Origin of the sequence: Methylobacterium sp. J-090 (assembly GCF_022829345.1) — a bacterium.
Taxonomy (GTDB): domain Bacteria; phylum Pseudomonadota; class Alphaproteobacteria; order Rhizobiales; family Beijerinckiaceae; genus Methylobacterium.
The window spans coordinates 1-18,403 of the sequence record NZ_JAKSXV010000084.1; the positions used below are offsets into that span (position 1 = coordinate 1).

Genomic DNA, 18,403 nt, shown 5'->3' on the forward strand with positions numbered 1-18,403 from the left:
GGGCGCGGGCGACGAGGATCGAGCTCGCGATGATGATGCCGGCCGAGGCCTGGCCGTTGATGACGAGCCAGGCGCCGAGCGCCAGCACCCCCGATTGCAGGGCCATGCGGAACACCTTCGACACGGCCCCGAAGCCCCCGACGATGTCGGAGGTCCGTTGCTGGGCGTGCATGTAGTCGCGGTTGGCCCCGGCCCAGCGGGTGGCGAAATGCCCCTGCATGCCCATGGCGGCGAGCACCTCGGCGTTGCGGCGCCCGGCCTCGGCAAGGCCGTTGCGGTGCAGGCCGTGGCCGGTGGCGTTCCGCGCGGGCCCACGGGTGGCGCGGTCGGTCAGCAGGCCGAGGATCGCGAGCGCGATGGCCCCCACCAGGGCGGCGACGCCGATGAGGGGATGGAACAGGAAACAGATCACGAGGTAGATCGGCATCCAGGGCAGGTCGAAGAAGGCGGAGGGGCCGGTGCCACCCAGGAACCCGCGCAGCTGGTCGAGGTCGCGCAGGGGCAGGAGGCCATCTCCCTGGGTGCTGCCCTTGAGGGGGCCGCGCACCACGATGTCGAAGACGCGCGCGCTGAGGGCCTCGTCGAGGGCGGCGCCGACGCGGGTCAGGATGCGGGAGCGCAGGGTCTCGAGCGCGCCCTGGAAGCCGTAGAGCACGAGGGCCAGCATCATCAGGCCGACGAGGGTCGGCACGGAGCGGCTCGGGATCACGCGGTCGTAGACCTCGAGCATGAAGAACGAGCCCGTGAGGTAGAGCACGTTCACGAGCCCGCTCATGACGCCCACCCCGATGAACGCCGCGCGGCACCGCGCCAGTGCCGAGGCAAGCTCGGCCGAGTTTCGGTCCTTCATCACGCCCCGCCTCCCCTTGAACGATCTCCGGATCACCGTCTGCTTTCACGCGGCACTACGATCGACAGAATACGTAATTTTATTCTAAAAATAAACACAATATCAATATTTCGGAATTGTGTCGAGGAGTTTTGCTCCAACGAAAGGTATCATTCCAAGTTTCTTGAGATGGAATCTACATTTTAGTTTCGAGAAGTACGTGTCGGCATACTCGATCGCCAGGATCGGAAGGCCATGCGCCTGGGCCTTGCGCAGATAGTTCAGGCTCCACTGCACATCCGCGTCGGAGTTGGCCTGGCCCGGGCCGTGCAGGTTGTAGAGCAGGCTTTCCTTGCTAACGGCGTCGATGGCATCGAGGTAGGTCTGGCTGAGGAGCAGGGGCTCGGCGTTCTGTCCGACGACGAGAAACCCGGGACGGCGCGCGCGACCGCGGTCCGAGACGGCCTTCACCAAGGTGATCATGGCCTCCTGCGCCCGCAGACGTTGATCCGGCCAGTCGCCGTAGGCATCGACCCTGTCGAGAAACACGCCGTCGAACCCGGCCTCGAGGATGCGGTCGAGCGTCCCGCCGGAACCCAGCAGCATGTCGCGCCAGTCCGGATGCCAGAACCGCACGGCGAAGCTGCCCGGCCAGTTGGCGTTCTCGGGACCGAGCCAGGGCGGCGGGCGCGCGCGCCAGTCCGCCTGCCAGTAATCCCGGTAGCTTTCCGCCTCGCCGATGCTGACATAGGCCAGGACGAGGCGCCGGCCGCCATCCGGCTTGCGGCGCAGGAGGACCGTCTGCGCTTCGGTCAGGGGTTTTCCCTGGACCACCGGATCGAGGACGATGAGATCGAGGGGCGAGCGTGCGACCTCGCCGAGGTCGATGTTCTGATACTGACAGCCCCACCGTTCGACCTCGATTCCGTCGAGCCGTGCCGCCGGTCCCAGTCGCATGACCGAGCCGGTGGCGCCGCCCCCGACCAGGGCGGCCGTGCCGAGGCCCACGCTCATCAACAGGGCTCGGCGGTTGAACTGGATCATCATGGCCGGATACCCCTGACACGGACGCCTGAACCGGACTTCGAAGCAACGGGCGGATCTGTGCGAGACGGCTTGCTCGTCATCGGGCGACTCACTTGCCGGCTGACCTGGCGATTCACTTGGCGACGAACCTCTCGCCGACCGGGCCCGTCCGGCATTTGGCCGTGCAGACCCGCAGGACGTCGCCCGGTTCGAGAAGGTCGGTTTCCCGGGCGCTCAGGGTCTCGAAGCCGTCGGCGGTGGCGCGCAGGATCTCGAACACCACGCCGGCGGTCTCGGTATCCCTGCCGGGAGGGCTCGCGAGTTCCTGCATCGCCGCCGTCGTGCTCAGGACCGCGGCGGCGCGTTCGGCCTCCCGCACCTCGGCCGTCGCGTTCACGAGGTCGCGCTCCAGGGCGAGCCGGCGGTCGAGGTCGGCCTGGACCGCGCCCTTGCGGGCGGCTTCGAGGCGCTGCTCGGCCTGGAGCAGGCTGATCTCGATGTCCCGGCGACGCCCCTCCATATCGACGAAGTCCCGCCGCACGTCCGCGACCCGCTCGTTCTCGACGACCTGGCGCGTGAACAGGGCCTCCATCATCTTCAGGCGTTCACCACGGACCTTGATCTGGGCGTCGTAGCCCGTCCTGCGTTGCTTGATGAGTTCGATCTCGTCGACGAGGGCGGCGATGGTCGCGTCGCGCGTGGCCCGGACGCTGCCGGCATTCTGGGCCCGCAGTCCCGCCATCCGTTGCTCGGCCGCGATGAGCCCCTCGATCCCGGTGAGGTGGCGCAGGGCATCGACCGACTTCGCCAGGGGGGTGCCGTCGCGCTCGGACGTCAGGGCGGCCATGCGGACGAGGGACGTCTTGACGCGCTCCCGGGCGGCGTCGCGGCGATCGAGTTCGCGGATGGTCTCGATGGCGGGGTTCGACGCCGACGTGGCGAGATCGCCGCCGGCCAGGGCGGCGGCCTGGACGACGATCATGCCGGGGGAGATCGGATAGGCCCCCGGCGTGCGGACCGCTCCGACGACGTAGACGGGCGAGCGCTGCACGAACGCGATCGTGATGCTGGCCGTGCGCTGATAGGTGCGCGTGAACGCATCGCCGAGGTCGGTCCGGAAGGCCTCCATCGAACGCCCGCCGGCGGCGATGGGGCCGAACACGGGGAAGGTCACCACACCGCCCGGCTCCACGCCGTACTCGCCCGACAGGTCGAGGCGCGGATAGGCGGTCTGGACCATGGGCGGTGATCCGGTCTCCTTGGCGGCCGGGCCGGTCGCAGCGTCGGCGACCTCGATGGTCTCGAAGAGGGTGATCTTCAGGCGGTCGCCGACGTGGAGCAGGTTCCTGGGGGCTCCCTCCGCCACGGCCGGGCCGGCGGCGAGGGACGCCGTGACGATCCAGGCCGCCGAGACCTGTAGCGCCGAGACCTGGGCCACCGAGACCCATGCGGCGGCGCGGGCCGTACGTGCGATGCGGCGTCTCCAAGAATAGATCATGATCCCCCCCGTGATGTGGCCGATGGATTCAGACCGCGGACCGCGTCGCGCTCCCGACGAAGGTGCGGTGGTTGATGCTGCGCAGGATGGTGAGAAGCGCCCCGAGGGCGGAGAAGCCCAGGACGATGCAGGCGATCATGTAGCCGGCGGCGGCGAGCCCGAGATCGAACCGTGAGAACACTACCGTCAGGACGCCGAGGCAGGCGACGAACGCGATCTGCAGGACGGCGTAGAGGCGCGTGGCATCGAAGTAGATGAGGATCGCCGAGCAGGTCATGAACAGGAACTGGAAGAGCGCCCCCGTCGCGCCCATGCGGAAGAGGTTCAGTTGCTGGAATTCGAGGCCGAACGCTTCGATGATCGCCGGGGCCGTCAGGAGAACGATGGTGCACAGCGCGGTCTGGATCAGGATGATGCCGGTCAGCGTCTTGACGGTCTCGTGCCGGAGGATCGATTCCTTTTCGAGGATGGTCTTCAGGGTCGCGTGCTGGTCGATGGCTCGGAAATAGGTTCGGTAATTCTCGAAGAACGTCGTCTCGACGCTGGTGACGAACAGGGCGAGCGCCGGAACGACGGTGAGGCTCGCGATGAACATCGGTGCGTCGTAGAGAGGCGCATGGATGAGGCCGACGTCGAGGCGCTCGCCGTAATCGCTGAACCACATCGCCCACTTGTCGATCCAGACGCTGAGGCCGCTGGCGAAGGCGCCGAGCGCCAGAGCGGGGCTGATCCGCACCCGCAGGACGACGCGGGCGGTGACGGGGCCGAGGTCGCGGCAGGGGGCCGTGAAGGTCGCCATGAACCGCGCCGTCAGGCACACGAAGACGACGAGGAAGCCGAGGGCGAAGCCCAGCATCATCGCGACGGCGCCGAGCTGGCAGAAGGCCGCCGCGATCGCCAGGGTGGTGCCGACGGCGAGCCCGAGGACGAAGCCGATCGTCACCTGGAGGTAGTCGCGCATCGCCCCGCAGAACACGAGGGCGACCCAGACCATGGCGACGAGCTGGGCGCTGGCGATGCCCGCCAGCGCGACGGGGGCGGGCGTCGCCATGACGACGCAGAACACGAGGGCGCCGAGCCCCATGGTGAGGACGCTGCCGGCCAGCATCGTCAGCAGGAACAGGGCGCGCACGTCGTCGTAGCGCCTGAGGAAGAGGTCGTCGGCGAGAACCCGCGTGCCGATCATCGTCACCGGCGTCGTCGCCACGAGGGAGATCGAGAAGACGTAGACGAGGAGCACCCGGAAGGTCGCGAGTTCCTCCTCTCCGATCACGCCCCGGGTGACTTCGCTGATCATCAGGATGACGAGGACGGTGTAGAGCCAGGGGCCGGCCGCCACGATGGCCGCGTGGACGATGGCCGCCATGGGCCCGAGGAGGTCGTCGCGGCGCCCGAGGCGGCGCAGCTCGAATCCGATGCCGGCCATGGCTAGGACGCCCTCCGGGCGGCGTGCTCGTCCGAACTCTCGAGGAGTTCCGCGTAGGTGCGGCGGTAGCAGTCCAGGGCATCCTGCGACGCGTAGTACCGGCGCACCCGCGTCCGCAGGGTCTCGCCGCAGGCATGCCGGAAGGCCGCGTCGCCGAGGAGGCGCCCGACGGCCCCGGCCGTCTGGTGGGGATCGACGAGGGCCGTCACGATGCCGCCGGCCCCGAGTCCCGGTGACTCGTCGGAGCGCCCCTCGAGGATTTCGCGGCAGGACCCGACATCGGTGGCGACGCATGGAATCCCCGCCGCCCCCGCCTCCAGGATGACGAGGGGCTGGGCCTCGCTCAGGCTCGTCAGGACCACCACGTGGATGCGCGAGAGATACGCGACGATGTTGACCGCACCGGTGAAGACGACGGTGTCCGCGAGGCCGCATTCCGCGACGAAGGCCTCGCATTCGGCGAAGTACGCGGGGTCCTCGTCCGTCGGCCCGAGGACCAGCGCCTGCAGGGTCGGAAAGGTGGTGCGCAGGATCGCCGCCGCCTCGATGTAGGACTTCACGTCCTTGATCGGAACGACCCGCCCGATGAGGGCGATGGTGGGGAGAGCGTCGGCGGAGGCCTGCGGGATGCCCTCGAAGCGGGCGATGTCGATGCCGTTGGGGATCACCGCCAGGCGCTCGCGGGGCGCCCCGAGGGCGCGCTGGAGGCGCTGGTTGTCCTCGTAGAGGGTCACGATCCGGGTGCAGGCCTGGTAGCAGATCAGGGCCTGCGCCTCGAAGACCTGCATCCAGATGTCCCGGAGGTCGACCCGGCCGTCGTCGAGGTCCATGCCCTTGTCGACGGTATCGCAGATCCACTCGGCCATGAGGATCTCGACGCGACGCTCGTTGGTGTAGATGCCGTGCTCTGTGATGAAGGCCGGCGATCCGGTCTCGATCACGGCGCGGGCCGCCAGCAGGCCGGCGTAACCCGTGGAGATCGTGTGATAGACGCGAGCGCGCGGCAGATCGGAGACCAGCACCGCGAACAGGCCGCCGAACAGGGCGCGCCACGCCCAGAAGAAGTGCAGGAAGGAGGCGTGCGGCATCAGCCGCTCGTACATCCGGCACGTCAGCCGCCACGACAGGGGCGAGACCATCAGGGTCTCGATGGTGAAGGCGTTGCGCGGATCGGCGACGAGCCGCACCAGCCGCCGGAAGGCGGCGAGTCCGCCCCCCGTCACGAGCAGGATGAACGCGTCGGCCAGCGCCTCCTCCATGCCCTCCGGCCGCGCAGCGTCCCGGCACGACGCCGTCTCGAACGGCCGGTGGAGGGGAAGACAGCGGAAATCGACCACGTTCGCGGGCAGCTGGTAGCGCCGCTCGCGCGGCGCCGTGTCGGCGACGATGGCGACGATGGCGAAGGTGAGGTGGGGATGGCCCTTGATGAGCCAGTCGACCCATGTCGAGACCCCCCCCGGAACGAAGGGATAGCAGCCCTCGACGATGACGCAGACATCCGCCTCCGGCGGTGTCGCGCGGGGCCTAGCGAAGAAGGGCATCGCGGGTCGCTCCCGGGCGGGCGGAGATGGGGGTCGGACGACCGACCACGCGGTGCAGATCGCGCGCGCGGGCGAGTTCCATGAGGCATCTGACGCGCAGGGCGTCCTCGTCGGGCGAACGGGCGCGCGTCGCGTCCAGGGACGCGCGCAGCTCGTCCCAGCGCCCGAGGCTGGCAAGGAGCCCGAACACCTGCCTGCGCAGGGTTCTGTCGTCCGGCCGGCCCTGCAGGGCCGGCCGGCAGAGTCCGAGGGCCGCCTCGCGCGCGACCATGCTCTCCGAAGGGTCGAGAAATCCGCTGTCGGCGAGGAGGGCGAGGCGCTCGGCACGGGCGGGATCGGCGTCGACGGCATTCCCGGCATTCGGGCAGGCCTTCCCGAACTCCGCCCGCAGGACCGTGCGCAGCTTGACCGATACGGCGGCGGCGTGAACGCGGATGCTGGGCTCGGCGCTGCAGAGGGCCTTGCGCAGCAGGAGCCGGTACTCGGGGAAGTAGGACAGGCCGATGAGGCCGAGCAGGGCCTGTTGCTGCGCCAGGGGGCCCTCGAGGACCGTATGGAAGCGGGCGACGGCGTCGGGGCCGGGCCGCCGGGCACGCCCGTCGACGATGCGGTCGTAGAGGGCCTCGGCCCTGTTCAGGTCCGGCGTGCCCGAGATCCGCCGGTACCAGCACTCGAGATCCGCGGCGGCCACGTTCGTCCGCACGAGCAGGGCATAGAGAGCGAAGGTCGCCAGGGTCCCGAACGGGCCTGCGCTGGCGCTCAGAAGCGCCACGACGACGAGGAAGGTCAGGTCCCCCGCGAAGGCCGGACGCGCCGTCGCGACGAAGAGGCAGAGGTTGAGGCCATGACCGACCAGGGCCGCCAGCCCGCTCAGGTCTCCCACGAGGAAGCCCGCGAGGACGAGGGTGTCGACGGCGAAGAGGAGGACGAGCGCCGACGTCGCCCTGGGCGTGAGCCGTGCGGTGAACGGGATGGCGGGGATGGTCTCGACGTCGATCATGGCGCGTGCCCGGCATGGCATTCGGCGGCGGCCGCGCGCTGCAACGCGACGGACGCCGTCGCGAGGTCGCGGATCTCGCGGGTGCAGCGGACGATCGCCGCTTCCGGGACTTGCCTGTCGAGACGCTCCCCCAGGGCGCCCGCGATCAGCGCGACCGCCTCCGCCGTCGCGTCCCTCAGGCGATGCAGCGGCAGGGTCTCGATGACGAGGAGGCCGTGGCTGCCGCCCCGCCAGGCCCGCGGAACGGAGCAGGCGTAGACGCCGAGACCGTCGAGGAGCTCGGCATGCGACGCGTCGAAGACGCTGAGGACGGCCATCTGCCGGTGGGCGATGGCGTGGACGGAGCCGACCTTGAAGACCGTCTCCACGGTCAGGGGCCCCGGCGCCGCCTCGTCCCGGGCCCCGAGCGACGCAGCGACATCGTCGCCCTCGACCCGGTAGAACGTCCACGTCGCGCTCCCCATCCAGCTCTCGATGGCGGAGCGGAGGAGGGGCAGGGGCTCGGCGGACGCCCCCCCGCGCAGGGTGCTGAGCGCCTCGACGGCGGCCTCGACGGACGACACCTCCGTGGTCGCGACCTTGCGCTCGCAGCGGGTGAGTTCCTCCTGCAGATCGAGGGCGTAGGAACCGATGGTGTCCCGCTGCGTCTCGGCCAGGATCAGGCGATCGTGGATCGACCGGCGGTCCTTGATCTCCCGGCTGCGGAGGCCGCCGACGACGAGCGCACCGATCATCCACAGGACCGGTTCGCGCCAGATGCGCAGGGAATAGGCGAAGTAATCCTCGGAGCCCGACTGGGCCGGCCATCCGACGACCCAGCTCAGGCAGGCCGCGAAGGCCGCCACGAGGATGCCGCTCGCACTCCCGTACTGCACGCTGATCAGGATGACGGGTATCCAGAACGGATGCGGCGCGATGCGGGCGAGGGATGCGGGGCCGGGGATGATCCATTCGACGATCAGCAGGATCACGAAGATCAGGCCCGCTTCGTAGCGGCCGCGAACGGAGAACAGGGACGTGGCGACGTCGCGCGTCAGGAACCGGAGGATCGTCGCGGCACTCACGGCGCGCAGCGGCGTGACGGGATCGACGGACCATCTCATCGCGTCGCCCGCCCCGTCAGGTTCGCATTGGCGAAATTCGACCGCCGCACGCTCACCCGGCCGATCTCGGCGCCGAGTTCGAGGTGCGAAGCCTGCAGGCCGGCCGGCAGATCGCCCCGGCGCCGGAAACCGTCGAGGATCTCGAAGCCGCGCAGCGGGCCGAAAGCCGTCCGCAGCAGGCGTAACCAGCCCAGCTGCTCCGGGACGGACAATACGCCGGGCTCCGTCGTGGCGAGCAGGTGCTGCGCCAGGGACCGGCGCCCCGTTGCCATGGCGATGCGCGCCCCGAACACCGGCCGCTCGCGCAGGAGCTCCATGGCCAGGGGCGGCTGGACGGTGAGCACGGCCCCATCGCCGTACTGATCCGCGAGGGCCTCGGCGAAGGCGGCCTGCGCTGCGGTCTCGGCCGGTTGGGCACGCAGGCGGGCGAACGCCCCCCAGAGGTGGGCCGGGCGCCCGAAGATCGCGGCGACCTGGACGAAGCTCTGGACCTCCTGCACGGTGAGGCGGGTGTCCGGCCAGGGCCAATCGGCGAGGACGGCCTCGGCGGCCCCGCGGGCACCCTGTTCGCCCAGGGATTTCGCGAGGTACAAGCCGCCATCGGGGTGCAGCGCCGCGCTGGTCCGGGCCAGGCGCGCGGCCACATCCAACGGCGCATGGCGTGCCAGGCGCAGGGTGAACCGCGTCGCGAGCCACGGCTTCTTCCAGAGGGCGAACCAGCCCCGCGCCCGCTTGGCGGCCTCGGCGTGATGCCCGCCCTGGACGAGCAGGGTGAAGAGCAGGGTGCGGCTTCGCTCGCAATCTCCCACCGCGGCCTCGTCGACCCGCTTCAGAACCGAGATCGCCTCGGCGTCGCGTCCCTCGGCGGCGAGGAGCTCGGCGAGGCGCTGGGCCTGATCGGGGTCCAGGGACAGGGCCTGGTCATAGGTCTGGAGGACGGCCCGCTCCTCGGCGAAGCGTCCGGCATACCGGTGGAGGGCGGTGAGGCGGACCAGGGTCTCGGGGGTCGGTCTCGCCTGGAGGCGGGCCGCCAGGGCTTCGGCGAGGCCGTCGGGGTCCTCCGACCCCTCGTAGCGGTTCACGAGCCAATCCAGCGCGGCCGTGTCGTCGGGGCGGGCGAGGCGATAGAGTTCCATCGTCTCGGTCGCGCGCGCGGGCTCGCCGAGGGCGTCCTGGAGATGGGCGAGCGTCATCAGCATGTGCGGCGTCGCCCGCCCGCTGGCCAGGACAGTGTCGATCTCCCGGGATGCCTCGGCCCGGCGGCCGTCCCGGATCAGCGTCGCGATGCGCTCTTCCGGCCCCGATTGCGCGAAGTAGCCGGCGGCGAGGCAGATCGCCACGATGACCGCGAGGAGGATGCGCGGACTCGTCATCGCGCCGCCTCCGCCGTGGCCACGCGCCGGATCTCGACGCCGAGGGGGGCGATCCCCGCGACCGGAATGCTGAAGCTGAGCCGCCCGTCGACGGACGGGGCGACCTCGGCGCTCCACAGATCCTCCCCGTTCCGCCGCGCGATCACGCGGTAGGCCCCCGCGGGCACGCCGTCCCAGGCGAAGTCGCCTGGGCCGAAACCGCTCGCCTCGTAGCTCCAATCCGACCCGGACCGCACGACCCGCCACAGCCGCCACCGAGCATCGGCGAGGGAGACCGCCGCCGGGGCGGGGCCCGCCTCCGTCCACAGGACCACCCGGGCGGATTCCACCGCGCGGTCGAGGGCGATGTAGAGGGCGTCCCCGTGGCGGGTCCGCCCGATCACCCCGACGGAGCGGGACAGGTCGACGTCGATCGCCTCCGCCGCATCGAAGCGGACGGTCTGGACGGCGCCGCGCCCGGTGATGCTCCAAGCGCTGTCTCCCAGCGCGTCGATGGCGACAGCGGGGAAGTCCTGCGCCAGCTCGGCGTAATCCGCCGTCGTCATCGGCGCCACATGCGCGGTTCGCGCCTCTGCGAGATGCGCCTGGACCTCGCGCAGGACCGGCTGCCTGCCGAGGGACGCGAGGTGATAATGCAGGCTGGAACCCTTCAGCCGGCGCGGGGTCTCGGTGTTCAGGGCCGTGGTGCGCAGGCCCTGCAGGGCGGCCACCATGGGACGCCACGCCTTGGACCGGGGCAGCTCGTCCGAGGCGACGGCGTAGGTCTGGCGCTCGATCCCGACGGGGCGCGCGATCGGCGCGAGATGGCTGACCGAGGGGTAGCCCGGATCGAGGCGGCTCTCGCCGCCGTTGATGTTGAGGAGTCCGAGGCGGCGCGTCGCCGCGATGGCCTCCTCGAACGGCCGCGCGTCCCCGGTCCATTGATACAGTCGGATCGATTTGTCGGTCGGCAGGAGGGTCCGCGCCGTGGCGAGGGCGGTCTCTGTTTCGGTGCGCAGGTCGAAGGGGAATCGGAAGTACTCCCGGGGCAGATTGCGCCCGCCGGCGACGTGGCTGTCGATGGCGGTGCCGTATCCCGCCCAATCGAGGAGCCGGCGCAGGCCGAGACGGTCTTGCGGGGCATCGGCTGCGACCACCGCCGTCTCCGCGGCGCGGTCCGCCTCCGCGAAGAACTCCCAGCGGTGCGGCCGGGTGTACGACGCGACGCTGGCCTCCACGTTCGGTTTCGACCAGATCTGCCGCACGAGGTCCGTCGGCGTCGCGTTGCCGCCGAGCAGGGGATCGAGGTCGCCGGGCGTCAGGGCCAGGGTGACCGGCAGGTCGGGATAGGCCAGGACGATCTCGTTCAGGAACACCTGGGGAACCAGGACCGGCTCCTGCTTGCGGGCGACGACGACGTCGTTCAGCCCGTCGCTGTCGACGTGATGGAAGTAGAGCCGGCGCCCGGACACGGTGGTGACATCGGGAATCGGCCAGGGTTCCGACCGGAATGCGCGGGTGAAGAAGGCGAACGGGTCGATGAGCCAGCGCGACCGTCCGAGACCGGACTCCTCGACGATCTCGTAGCCCGATGCGGCGTAGCCCCCGCGCGGACCCGTGGCGACGACGACGCTCGTCCCGCCGCCCTCGCGCTTGGGGATCGACAGGTGCAGCCAGGGCTCGACGTCGGACCGCACCGTCCTGACGACGTCGTAGGTCGGAAGGACCGGATCGAGACCGCGCTCGAACGCGGTCAGCCGCTTCGACACCGGGACGGTCTCGGTGCCGAGGGTGAGCTCGATGGCGCGCCGCTCGTGGTGGAGACCGAGTTCGGACATGATGGCGTTGATCGCCGGATGGTCGTCCGACCAGAACGCGCCACCGGTCGATCCGAGGATGACGACGCGGCGGGCCGAGCGTACCGCGATCCTCGCCCAGGCGAGGTACGGCCCACGCGACGACGGCGGTGCGGTGAACCAAGTCAGGATTCCGGCATAGCGCGCCACCGCGCCGGGCTCCGGCAGGGGGTCGCGCACGTCGCGGTAGACGACCGCGTAGCCAAGATGATTGAGGACGACTTCGGCGTACTTGTGGATACGGGTCCGATCCGGCGCCTGTTCTTGCGCCCCGTCGTAAAGGGCGAGGATCTCCCGCGCGACGATCTCCTTGGCACCGATCTTCTCGGCAGCGGTTTCCCCGGCGACCGGAGCGGCGGCGGGCATCGCGGCGAGCGCGGCCCCCGCCAGCCAGACGGCGCAAGTCGCGAGCATCATCGATCCGGCGATTCGCGAACGACGGTCCCGTGCCCCCTTCCGGGAGCCCATGCCCAGTGCGACGGCCCTGTGCGGAGGGAGCCGGCCCCCATCGCTCGCACCTTTCACATCACCCTCCGCCGCTCAACGACGGCCAAGGTACGCACGCAAGGGGAGTACGTGCCATGTATCAAAAGGCGTAGGCCGTTAACCATTAAGGTTTATATTGCTAACGAATTATTAACGTGCTCTAAAAATTCAGTAATGACTCAAGAAGAATAGATCGTCGTTAGTCTCTAAGACAGGAGATTGCGACGCCTACCGCCCGCGTATTGGTGGGCAGTGATTACGAATAATCTCTCAGAGAGATAATATCCACTTTCAGAAGCCGATGCACGATGGAACGCGTCGCACACCGGAGGACGAGATGGCACACGTGATCGACGGCAATCTTGGCGAGTGGACGAAGAGCGAACGGATCGATTTGCCGGGAAAGGGGACGCCAGGCTTTGCCGTCTACGGAACCTCGGAGGCGGGGGCCTATGTCTTCGCGCTCCAGGCACCCGAGCCGCTTCTGACCAATACGGTGCTGTGGTTGAACACGGACCGGAATTCAGCGACTGGATATCAGTCCTACCCCGGCGCCGGGACGGGTGCCGAGTATTACGTCCTCTTCCATCCGGATGGAAATCTTTATCTCTACCCCACAACGGCTTCCGGGCCGACCGGAACATTCGTTCAGTTGAATTATACTTTCTCCGCTGACCGCAAGACCGTCGAGTTTGCCGTCCCGCAAGCCCTGCTCACGCCGGGCGATACGGATCTGGACCTCGACCTGAAGGTCAACATCAATTACGGCGTCGCGGGGACATCCAAGGCACAAGCCGTTCCGGGCGACTTCCTGACGGGTCCCCTGACCGTCTACGATTCACCGGCCAAGCCGGCCGACGCGCACAAGATCGGCATCGTCTATTCCGAGACTTCGGCGGCCAAGTATTTTGCACCCATGGCCTATTCGCAGCTGTTCATGGCGGCTCAGAATCAGGCCGTGGCGGCCGGCCTGTCGTTCGACGTCCTGTCCGAAGCAGACCTGACGAATCTCACCAAGCTCGCCGGCTACGACACCCTGGTGTTTCCGTCGTTCGGCAACGTGAACAAGAACGATGTCGCGTCGATCCAAGACGTGCTGACCGAGGCCGTCTACAAATATGGCATTAATCTAATTACTGCCGGCAACTTCATGACCAATGACGAGACCGGACTAGCTCTCAATGGCGACGCCTATGCTCGTATGAAGACTCTGCTCAACCTAGATCCCGGCGGAAACACCGGCACCGTTCCCATTGAGGTCAAAGCCAACGACCTGTCGAACCCGATGCTCGAAGGCTATACCGCCGGTGAGACGATCCACAGCTACGCCAGCATGAACTCCAACTATTACAAAAGCGCCGATGGCACCGATGTGAGCCACATCGCAACGATGGCGTTCGGCTCGACCACCGTCGATGCGGTGATCGGCACGCAGACCGGCGGCCGCAACGTGCATTTCGCCAACGAGAGCCTGCTCGGCGACAACAACATGCTCCAGCACGCCATCGACTACGTCGAGAAGCCGGCTGCGGGGCCCGAGCTCAGTCTGAAGATCAGCCGCGATGCGGCCGTCGTTGCCTCGCGCTCCGACATGGACCAGGCCCAGGAAACCGCCGATGTCAAGGCAGGCATCTACGACAAGATGCTTCCGATCCTCCAGCAATGGAAGACGGACTACAACTTCGTCGGGTCGTACTACATCGATATCGGCAGCGGTACTGCTGAGAATACGACCAACGGCTACACGGATTGGGTGAAGTCAAAGCCGTATTACGACAAGATTCTCGCCATGGGCAACGAGATCGGCTCCCATTCGATTACCCATCCTGAAGACACCAACAAATTGACCGCCGCCGGCATTCAGGCGGAATTCGAGGGGTCGAACACCATCATCAAGGACAAACTCGGCCTCACGGTGACAGGTGCCGCCGTCCCCGGTGCGCCCGAATTGCTGCCGACGGCCCAGGAGATCGAAAAGTACTACACCTACATCACCGGTGGTACGACGCTGGTCGGCGCAGGCTATCCCGGCGCGATCGGACACCTGACGCCCGGGGACAGCAAGGTCTACATCGCCCCCAACGTGCCCTCGGACTTCACCCTCATCGGCTTCCAGCCGAACACGGCCGCTCAAGCGAGTGCGATCTGGCAGCAGACATTCAAGGACCTGAGCTCCCATTCGGACATGCCGGTGGTCGTCTGGCCCTGGCACGATTACGGCGTGACGGAGTGGCCCTCCGACGGGGTCGCCTCTAAATATTCGACCGCCATGTTCACGAGCTTCATCAAGACCGCCTATGACGCCGGCTCGGAATTCGTCACCCTGGCCGATCTCGCCGAGCGCATGAGCGCCTTCGACGCGGCGTCGTTCAACTACCAGTTCGATTCCACCGCGAACGCCGTCACGGCGGTCGTGGGCTCGACGGGGGCGGGCAAGTTCTCCCTCGACCTCGGAAGCGCCGCGACGATCAAGAGCGTCACCGGCTACTACGCCTACGACGCCAACAGTGTCTTCGTGGACAAGGACGGCGGCACCTTCCAGATCAATCTCGGTACGACGCCGGACGATGTCACTCACATCACCAAGGTGGCCGACCGTGGCGACCTCGTCAGCGTCAAGGGCGACGGGACCAACCTGGAATTCTCGCTCACGGGCGAAGGCCATGTCCTGGTCGATCTCGCGGCGCCGGCCGGACGGCAGGTCGTCGTGACCGGCGCCGGCGCGACGGTCAGCAGTCTCGTCGACGACAAGCTCGACATCCTCCTCACCGGGCTCGGCGCGCACACCGTCAAGGTCGACCTGGTACCGGTGGCGGCCAATCATCCGCCCTCGGTCACCGCCCCGCTCACGGGCGCGGCCACGGAGGGCGGCGCGAGCGCTACTTTCAACCTGCTGGCCGGTGCCAGCGATCCGGATGCCGGCGAGACCCTCAGCCTAGCGGTCAAGAACCTTGCCTACACCGTCGATGGCGCCGCCTCGACCACGATTCCGACGGGCCTGACCTACGACGACGCCACGCACACGCTGACCGTCGATCCCAAGAACGCCATCTTCGATCCGCTCCCGCTGGAGGCCAAGCGGGTGCTCGTGGCCAGCTACGACGTCACCGACATCCACGGGGCGAAGGCCACCCAGACCCTGACCCTGACGGTGACCGGTACCAACGATGCGCCCAAAGTCGACGGCGCCCTCACGGGCTCGGCCAAGGAAGGCGAAACCAGCAAGAGCTTCGATCTGCTCGCGGGGGCCAGCGACCCGGATACCGGTGAGACCAGCTCCCTGGCGGTGAAGAATCTCCTCTACGCCATCAAGGGCAGCACGGCCTCGGCGACGCCTCCGGACGGGCTGACCTACGATCCCGTCACCCACACGCTGACCGTTGATCCCAAGAACGCCACGTTCACGCCCCTCGCGGCGGGTGCCGAGCGGGTGTTCGAGACCAGCTACGACATCACCGACATCCACGGCGCCAGCGTGCACCAGACCCAGACCCTGACGGTCACGGGAATCGACGTCACCACGCCGCCCGTGACGCCCCCGGTGACGCCGCCGGTCACCCCCCCCGTGACTCCACCGGTGACGCCGCCCGCCCCGTCGGGTCCGTCGTCCCCGGTCAGCAACCAAGCGCCCATGGTCGCCGGCCCGCTGACGGCCTTCGTCATGGAGGATGCCTCCCCCCCCGACGGCTACGACCTACTGGCGGGCGCCAGCGACCCGGATGCCGGCGAGACCGCCTCCCTCACCGTCGAGCACCTTTTCTTCTCCACGGATGGCGGCAAGACTTCGGAGACGGTCCCGGATGGGCTGCGCTACGACGCCGCCACCCACAAGCTGACCGTCGATCCATCCGCCGCCGCCTTCGATTCCCTCACGGCCAGGGACCAGCGGGTGATCGTGGCGAGCTACGACGTCACCGACATCCACGGCGCCAAGGTCCAGCAGACGCACACCCTGACGGTCATGGGCGTCGACGTCGTCACGATGCCGGGGACGGAGACGCCGGCCACGCCCCCCGCCCCGCCCTCGACCCCCCCGGACCCGACCCCGATTCCTTCGGTTCCGTCCTCGCCCCCGCCGGTCACCCCGTCTCAGCCCACCAACGCCGCGCCGGTCGCCCTCGGCGATGTCGGCTCCGGCATCGCCTACAAGACCGACGCCACCGGCAACGTGCTGTCCAACGACAGCGATCCGAACGGCGACGCCCTGCACGTGGGCTCGGTTCAGTTCGGCAACGGTGTCGTGGCGACCCTGCCCGCCTCGGGCTCTGCACAGGTGACGGGCCAGCACGGCACCCTGACGATCGCGGCCAACGGCGAGTACCGCTATGCCGCGACCTCGGCCGGCAGCGATACGTTCACCTACTCGGCCGTCGATCCGGGCGGCCTCGGCGCCCAGGCGACCCTGCGCATCGACAGTACCAAGTCCGCCCCCAATGCGAGCGAGACCTTCGCGTTCAAGCTCGGTGAGGCGTCCTTCGACTTCAGTCACGGTCACAGCGTGATGAAGGCTCCGGACGGGACGGTGACGGATCTCACGGGCGTCGGCACCATCACGTTCGCCGACGGCACGGTCCAGGTGCGGGACGGCCAGCCCGGGGTCGATGACCTGTACTACGCCGCCCGGAACCTCGACGTCTGGCAGGCCGGGATCGACCCCGACCAGCACTATGCGCAGTACGGTTGGCGCGAGGGCCGGAACCCGAACGCGGAGTTCTCCACGAGCGGATACCTCAACGCCAATTCGGATGTCGCGGCGGCCGGGTTGAATCCGCTGCAGCACTACAACGAGTATGGCTGGAAAGAGGGGCGGAGCGCGGGCCCGGACTTCTCGGCCGAAGCCTATCTCGCCAGGAATCCGGACGTTGCCGCAGCGGGCCTGAACCCCCTGCAGCACTACGAGGAGTACGGCAAGGCGGAAGGCCGGTTCGCTTTCCCCGGTGCCGTCACGGCCGCCAACGGTCACGCAATCGACGGCGATTTCGACGCGACCTACTACCTAGCCAGGAACCCGGATGTCGCTGCCGCCGTGCCGGCCAACCACGACCCCGAAGGCTACGCCTTCCAGCACTACAACACCTACGGGTGGCACGAAGGCCGCGATCCGAACGCGTTCTTCTCCACCAACGGCTACCTCGCCGCCAATCCGGACGTCGCGGCGCTGGGCCTGAATCCCCTCCTTTATCAGGAGGAGATGGGATGGCGCCAGGGACGCTCTTCCGGGACGGCGTTCGACAACAACGCCTATCTCGCGGCCAATCCCGACGTGGCGGCGGCGCAGATGGACCCCCTGCAGCACTACCTGCAGTACGGCATGGCGGAAGGCCGCCACCTCGCCTGAGCCTCGATCATGACCTCCGGGTGGGCGGGCGCCGTCATCGGCTCCGCCCACCCGGCGGCCGGCCCGTGAACGCGGACCGAAGCGCTCTTCCCCAAGGCATCGCAGGATGGAGCCTCCGGAAGAGGGCGTTCGACAGACTCGATGACGATTTCCGCCGGCGATCGCCAACAGGGCCGGTGACCTGCAACAGAACTGGGGTAGCGTGTCATGTGCGGCATCGTCGGGATCGTCGGTCGGACTTCCGTGGCGGATTCCTTGGTCGAGGCCCTGCGGCGGCTCGAGTATCGCGGCTACGATTCGGCCGGCATCGCCACCCTCGAACGGGGACGCTTGGTGCGGCGCAGGGCGGAGGGCAAGCTCGCCAACCTGGAGATGAGCCTGCGCGACGAGCGCCTCGGCGGCGCCATCGGCATCGGCCACACCCGCTGGGCGACGCACGGCCGCCCCACCGAGGCCAACGCCCACCCGCATGCCACGGCGCGGCTGGCGGTCGTCCATAACGGCATCATCGAGAACTTTCGCGAGTTGAAGGCCGAATTGCAGGGGTTCGGTGTCCGGTTCGAGAGCGAGACCGACACGGAGGTGGTGGCCCAGCTCGTCAGCCGGGAGATGGACAAGGGCCTCGAGCCGGAGGACGCGGTGGCCGCCGCTCTGCCCCGCCTGCACGGCGCCTTCGCCCTGGGTTTCATCTTCTCCGGCTACGACGACCTTCTCATCGGCGCCCGCCACGGCGCGCCGCTGGCCATCGGCTTCGGGCAGGACGAACTGGGAACCAGCGAAACCTATCTCGGCTCCGATGCTCTGGCGCTGGCGCCGTTCACCGAGGAGATCACCTATCTGGAGGAGGGCGACTGGGCGGTCCTGTCCCGCGCCGGCGCCGAAATCCGCGACATCGGCGGAGCGGTGGTGGAGCGCCCGCGCCAGCGCATCGTCGCCCAGGCCTACCGG

10 protein-coding genes and 1 pseudogene are annotated in these 18,403 nt (G+C 68.5%); 2 read left to right on the top strand and 9 right to left on the bottom strand.

Features of this window, described 5'->3' with window-relative positions; translation table 11 throughout:
* The 9 genes from MKK49_RS14240 to MKK49_RS14280 all read right to left on the bottom strand — a co-directional run.
* The coding region (locus tag MKK49_RS14240; protein WP_244029486.1) for an ABC transporter transmembrane domain-containing protein at nucleotides 1-850 on the bottom strand (850 nt) is incomplete at its 3' end.
* Nucleotides 851-952: 102 nt separating this feature from the next.
* The gene (locus tag MKK49_RS14245; protein ID WP_244029488.1) at nucleotides 953-1,843 is read right to left on the bottom strand and encodes an MJ1477/TM1410 family putative glycoside hydrolase; all 891 of its coding nucleotides are present in this window, start codon (nucleotides 1,841-1,843) and stop codon (nucleotides 953-955) included.
* 145 nt (nucleotides 1,844-1,988) lie between these two features.
* Entirely contained in the window at nucleotides 1,989-3,353 is a 1,365-nt protein-coding gene (locus MKK49_RS14250; protein ID WP_244029490.1) for a polysaccharide biosynthesis/export family protein, read from the bottom strand.
* 28 nt (nucleotides 3,354-3,381) lie between these two features.
* Nucleotides 3,382-4,779 (bottom strand): exopolysaccharide Pel transporter PelG, encoded by a 1,398-nt coding sequence (gene pelG / locus MKK49_RS14255; RefSeq protein WP_244029492.1) that lies wholly within the window; start codon nucleotides 4,777-4,779, stop codon nucleotides 3,382-3,384.
* A 2-nt stretch (nucleotides 4,780-4,781) separates the two neighbouring features.
* Nucleotides 4,782-6,320 carry a GT4 family glycosyltransferase PelF gene (gene pelF, locus MKK49_RS14260; protein WP_244029494.1) on the bottom strand — a complete coding sequence of 513 codons (1,539 nt, stop codon included), beginning with the start codon at nucleotides 6,318-6,320 and terminating at the stop codon, nucleotides 4,782-4,784.
* Nucleotides 6,304-7,320: a hypothetical protein gene (locus MKK49_RS14265; protein WP_244029496.1), complete on the bottom strand. Its 1,017-nt coding sequence runs from the start codon at nucleotides 7,318-7,320 to the stop codon at nucleotides 6,304-6,306. The genes pelF and MKK49_RS14265 overlap by 17 nt, the downstream gene beginning before the upstream one ends.
* Entirely contained in the window at nucleotides 7,317-8,423 is a 1,107-nt protein-coding gene (locus tag MKK49_RS14270) for a hypothetical protein (protein ID WP_244029498.1), read from the bottom strand. Before MKK49_RS14270 ends, MKK49_RS14265 begins: the two co-directional genes overlap by 4 nt.
* The gene (locus MKK49_RS14275) at nucleotides 8,420-9,796 is read right to left on the bottom strand and encodes a tetratricopeptide repeat protein (protein WP_244029500.1); all 1,377 of its coding nucleotides are present in this window, start codon (nucleotides 9,794-9,796) and stop codon (nucleotides 8,420-8,422) included. The genes MKK49_RS14270 and MKK49_RS14275 overlap by 4 nt, the downstream gene beginning before the upstream one ends.
* Nucleotides 9,793-12,048, bottom strand: coding sequence for a hypothetical protein (locus tag MKK49_RS14280; RefSeq protein ID WP_244029503.1), 2,256 nt, complete (start codon nucleotides 12,046-12,048; stop codon nucleotides 9,793-9,795). Before MKK49_RS14280 ends, MKK49_RS14275 begins: the two co-directional genes overlap by 4 nt.
* 406 nt (nucleotides 12,049-12,454) lie before the next feature.
* On the opposite strand from MKK49_RS14280, the gene MKK49_RS14285 reads away from it, so the two are divergent.
* Complete coding sequence (locus MKK49_RS14285) at nucleotides 12,455-17,455, top strand: Ig-like domain-containing protein (RefSeq protein WP_244029505.1); 5,001 nt, start codon at nucleotides 12,455-12,457, stop codon at nucleotides 17,453-17,455.
* A 207-nt stretch (nucleotides 17,456-17,662) separates the two neighbouring features.
* Nucleotides 17,663-18,403, top strand: a pseudogene (locus MKK49_RS14290) (glutamine--fructose-6-phosphate aminotransferase); the annotation flags it as partial.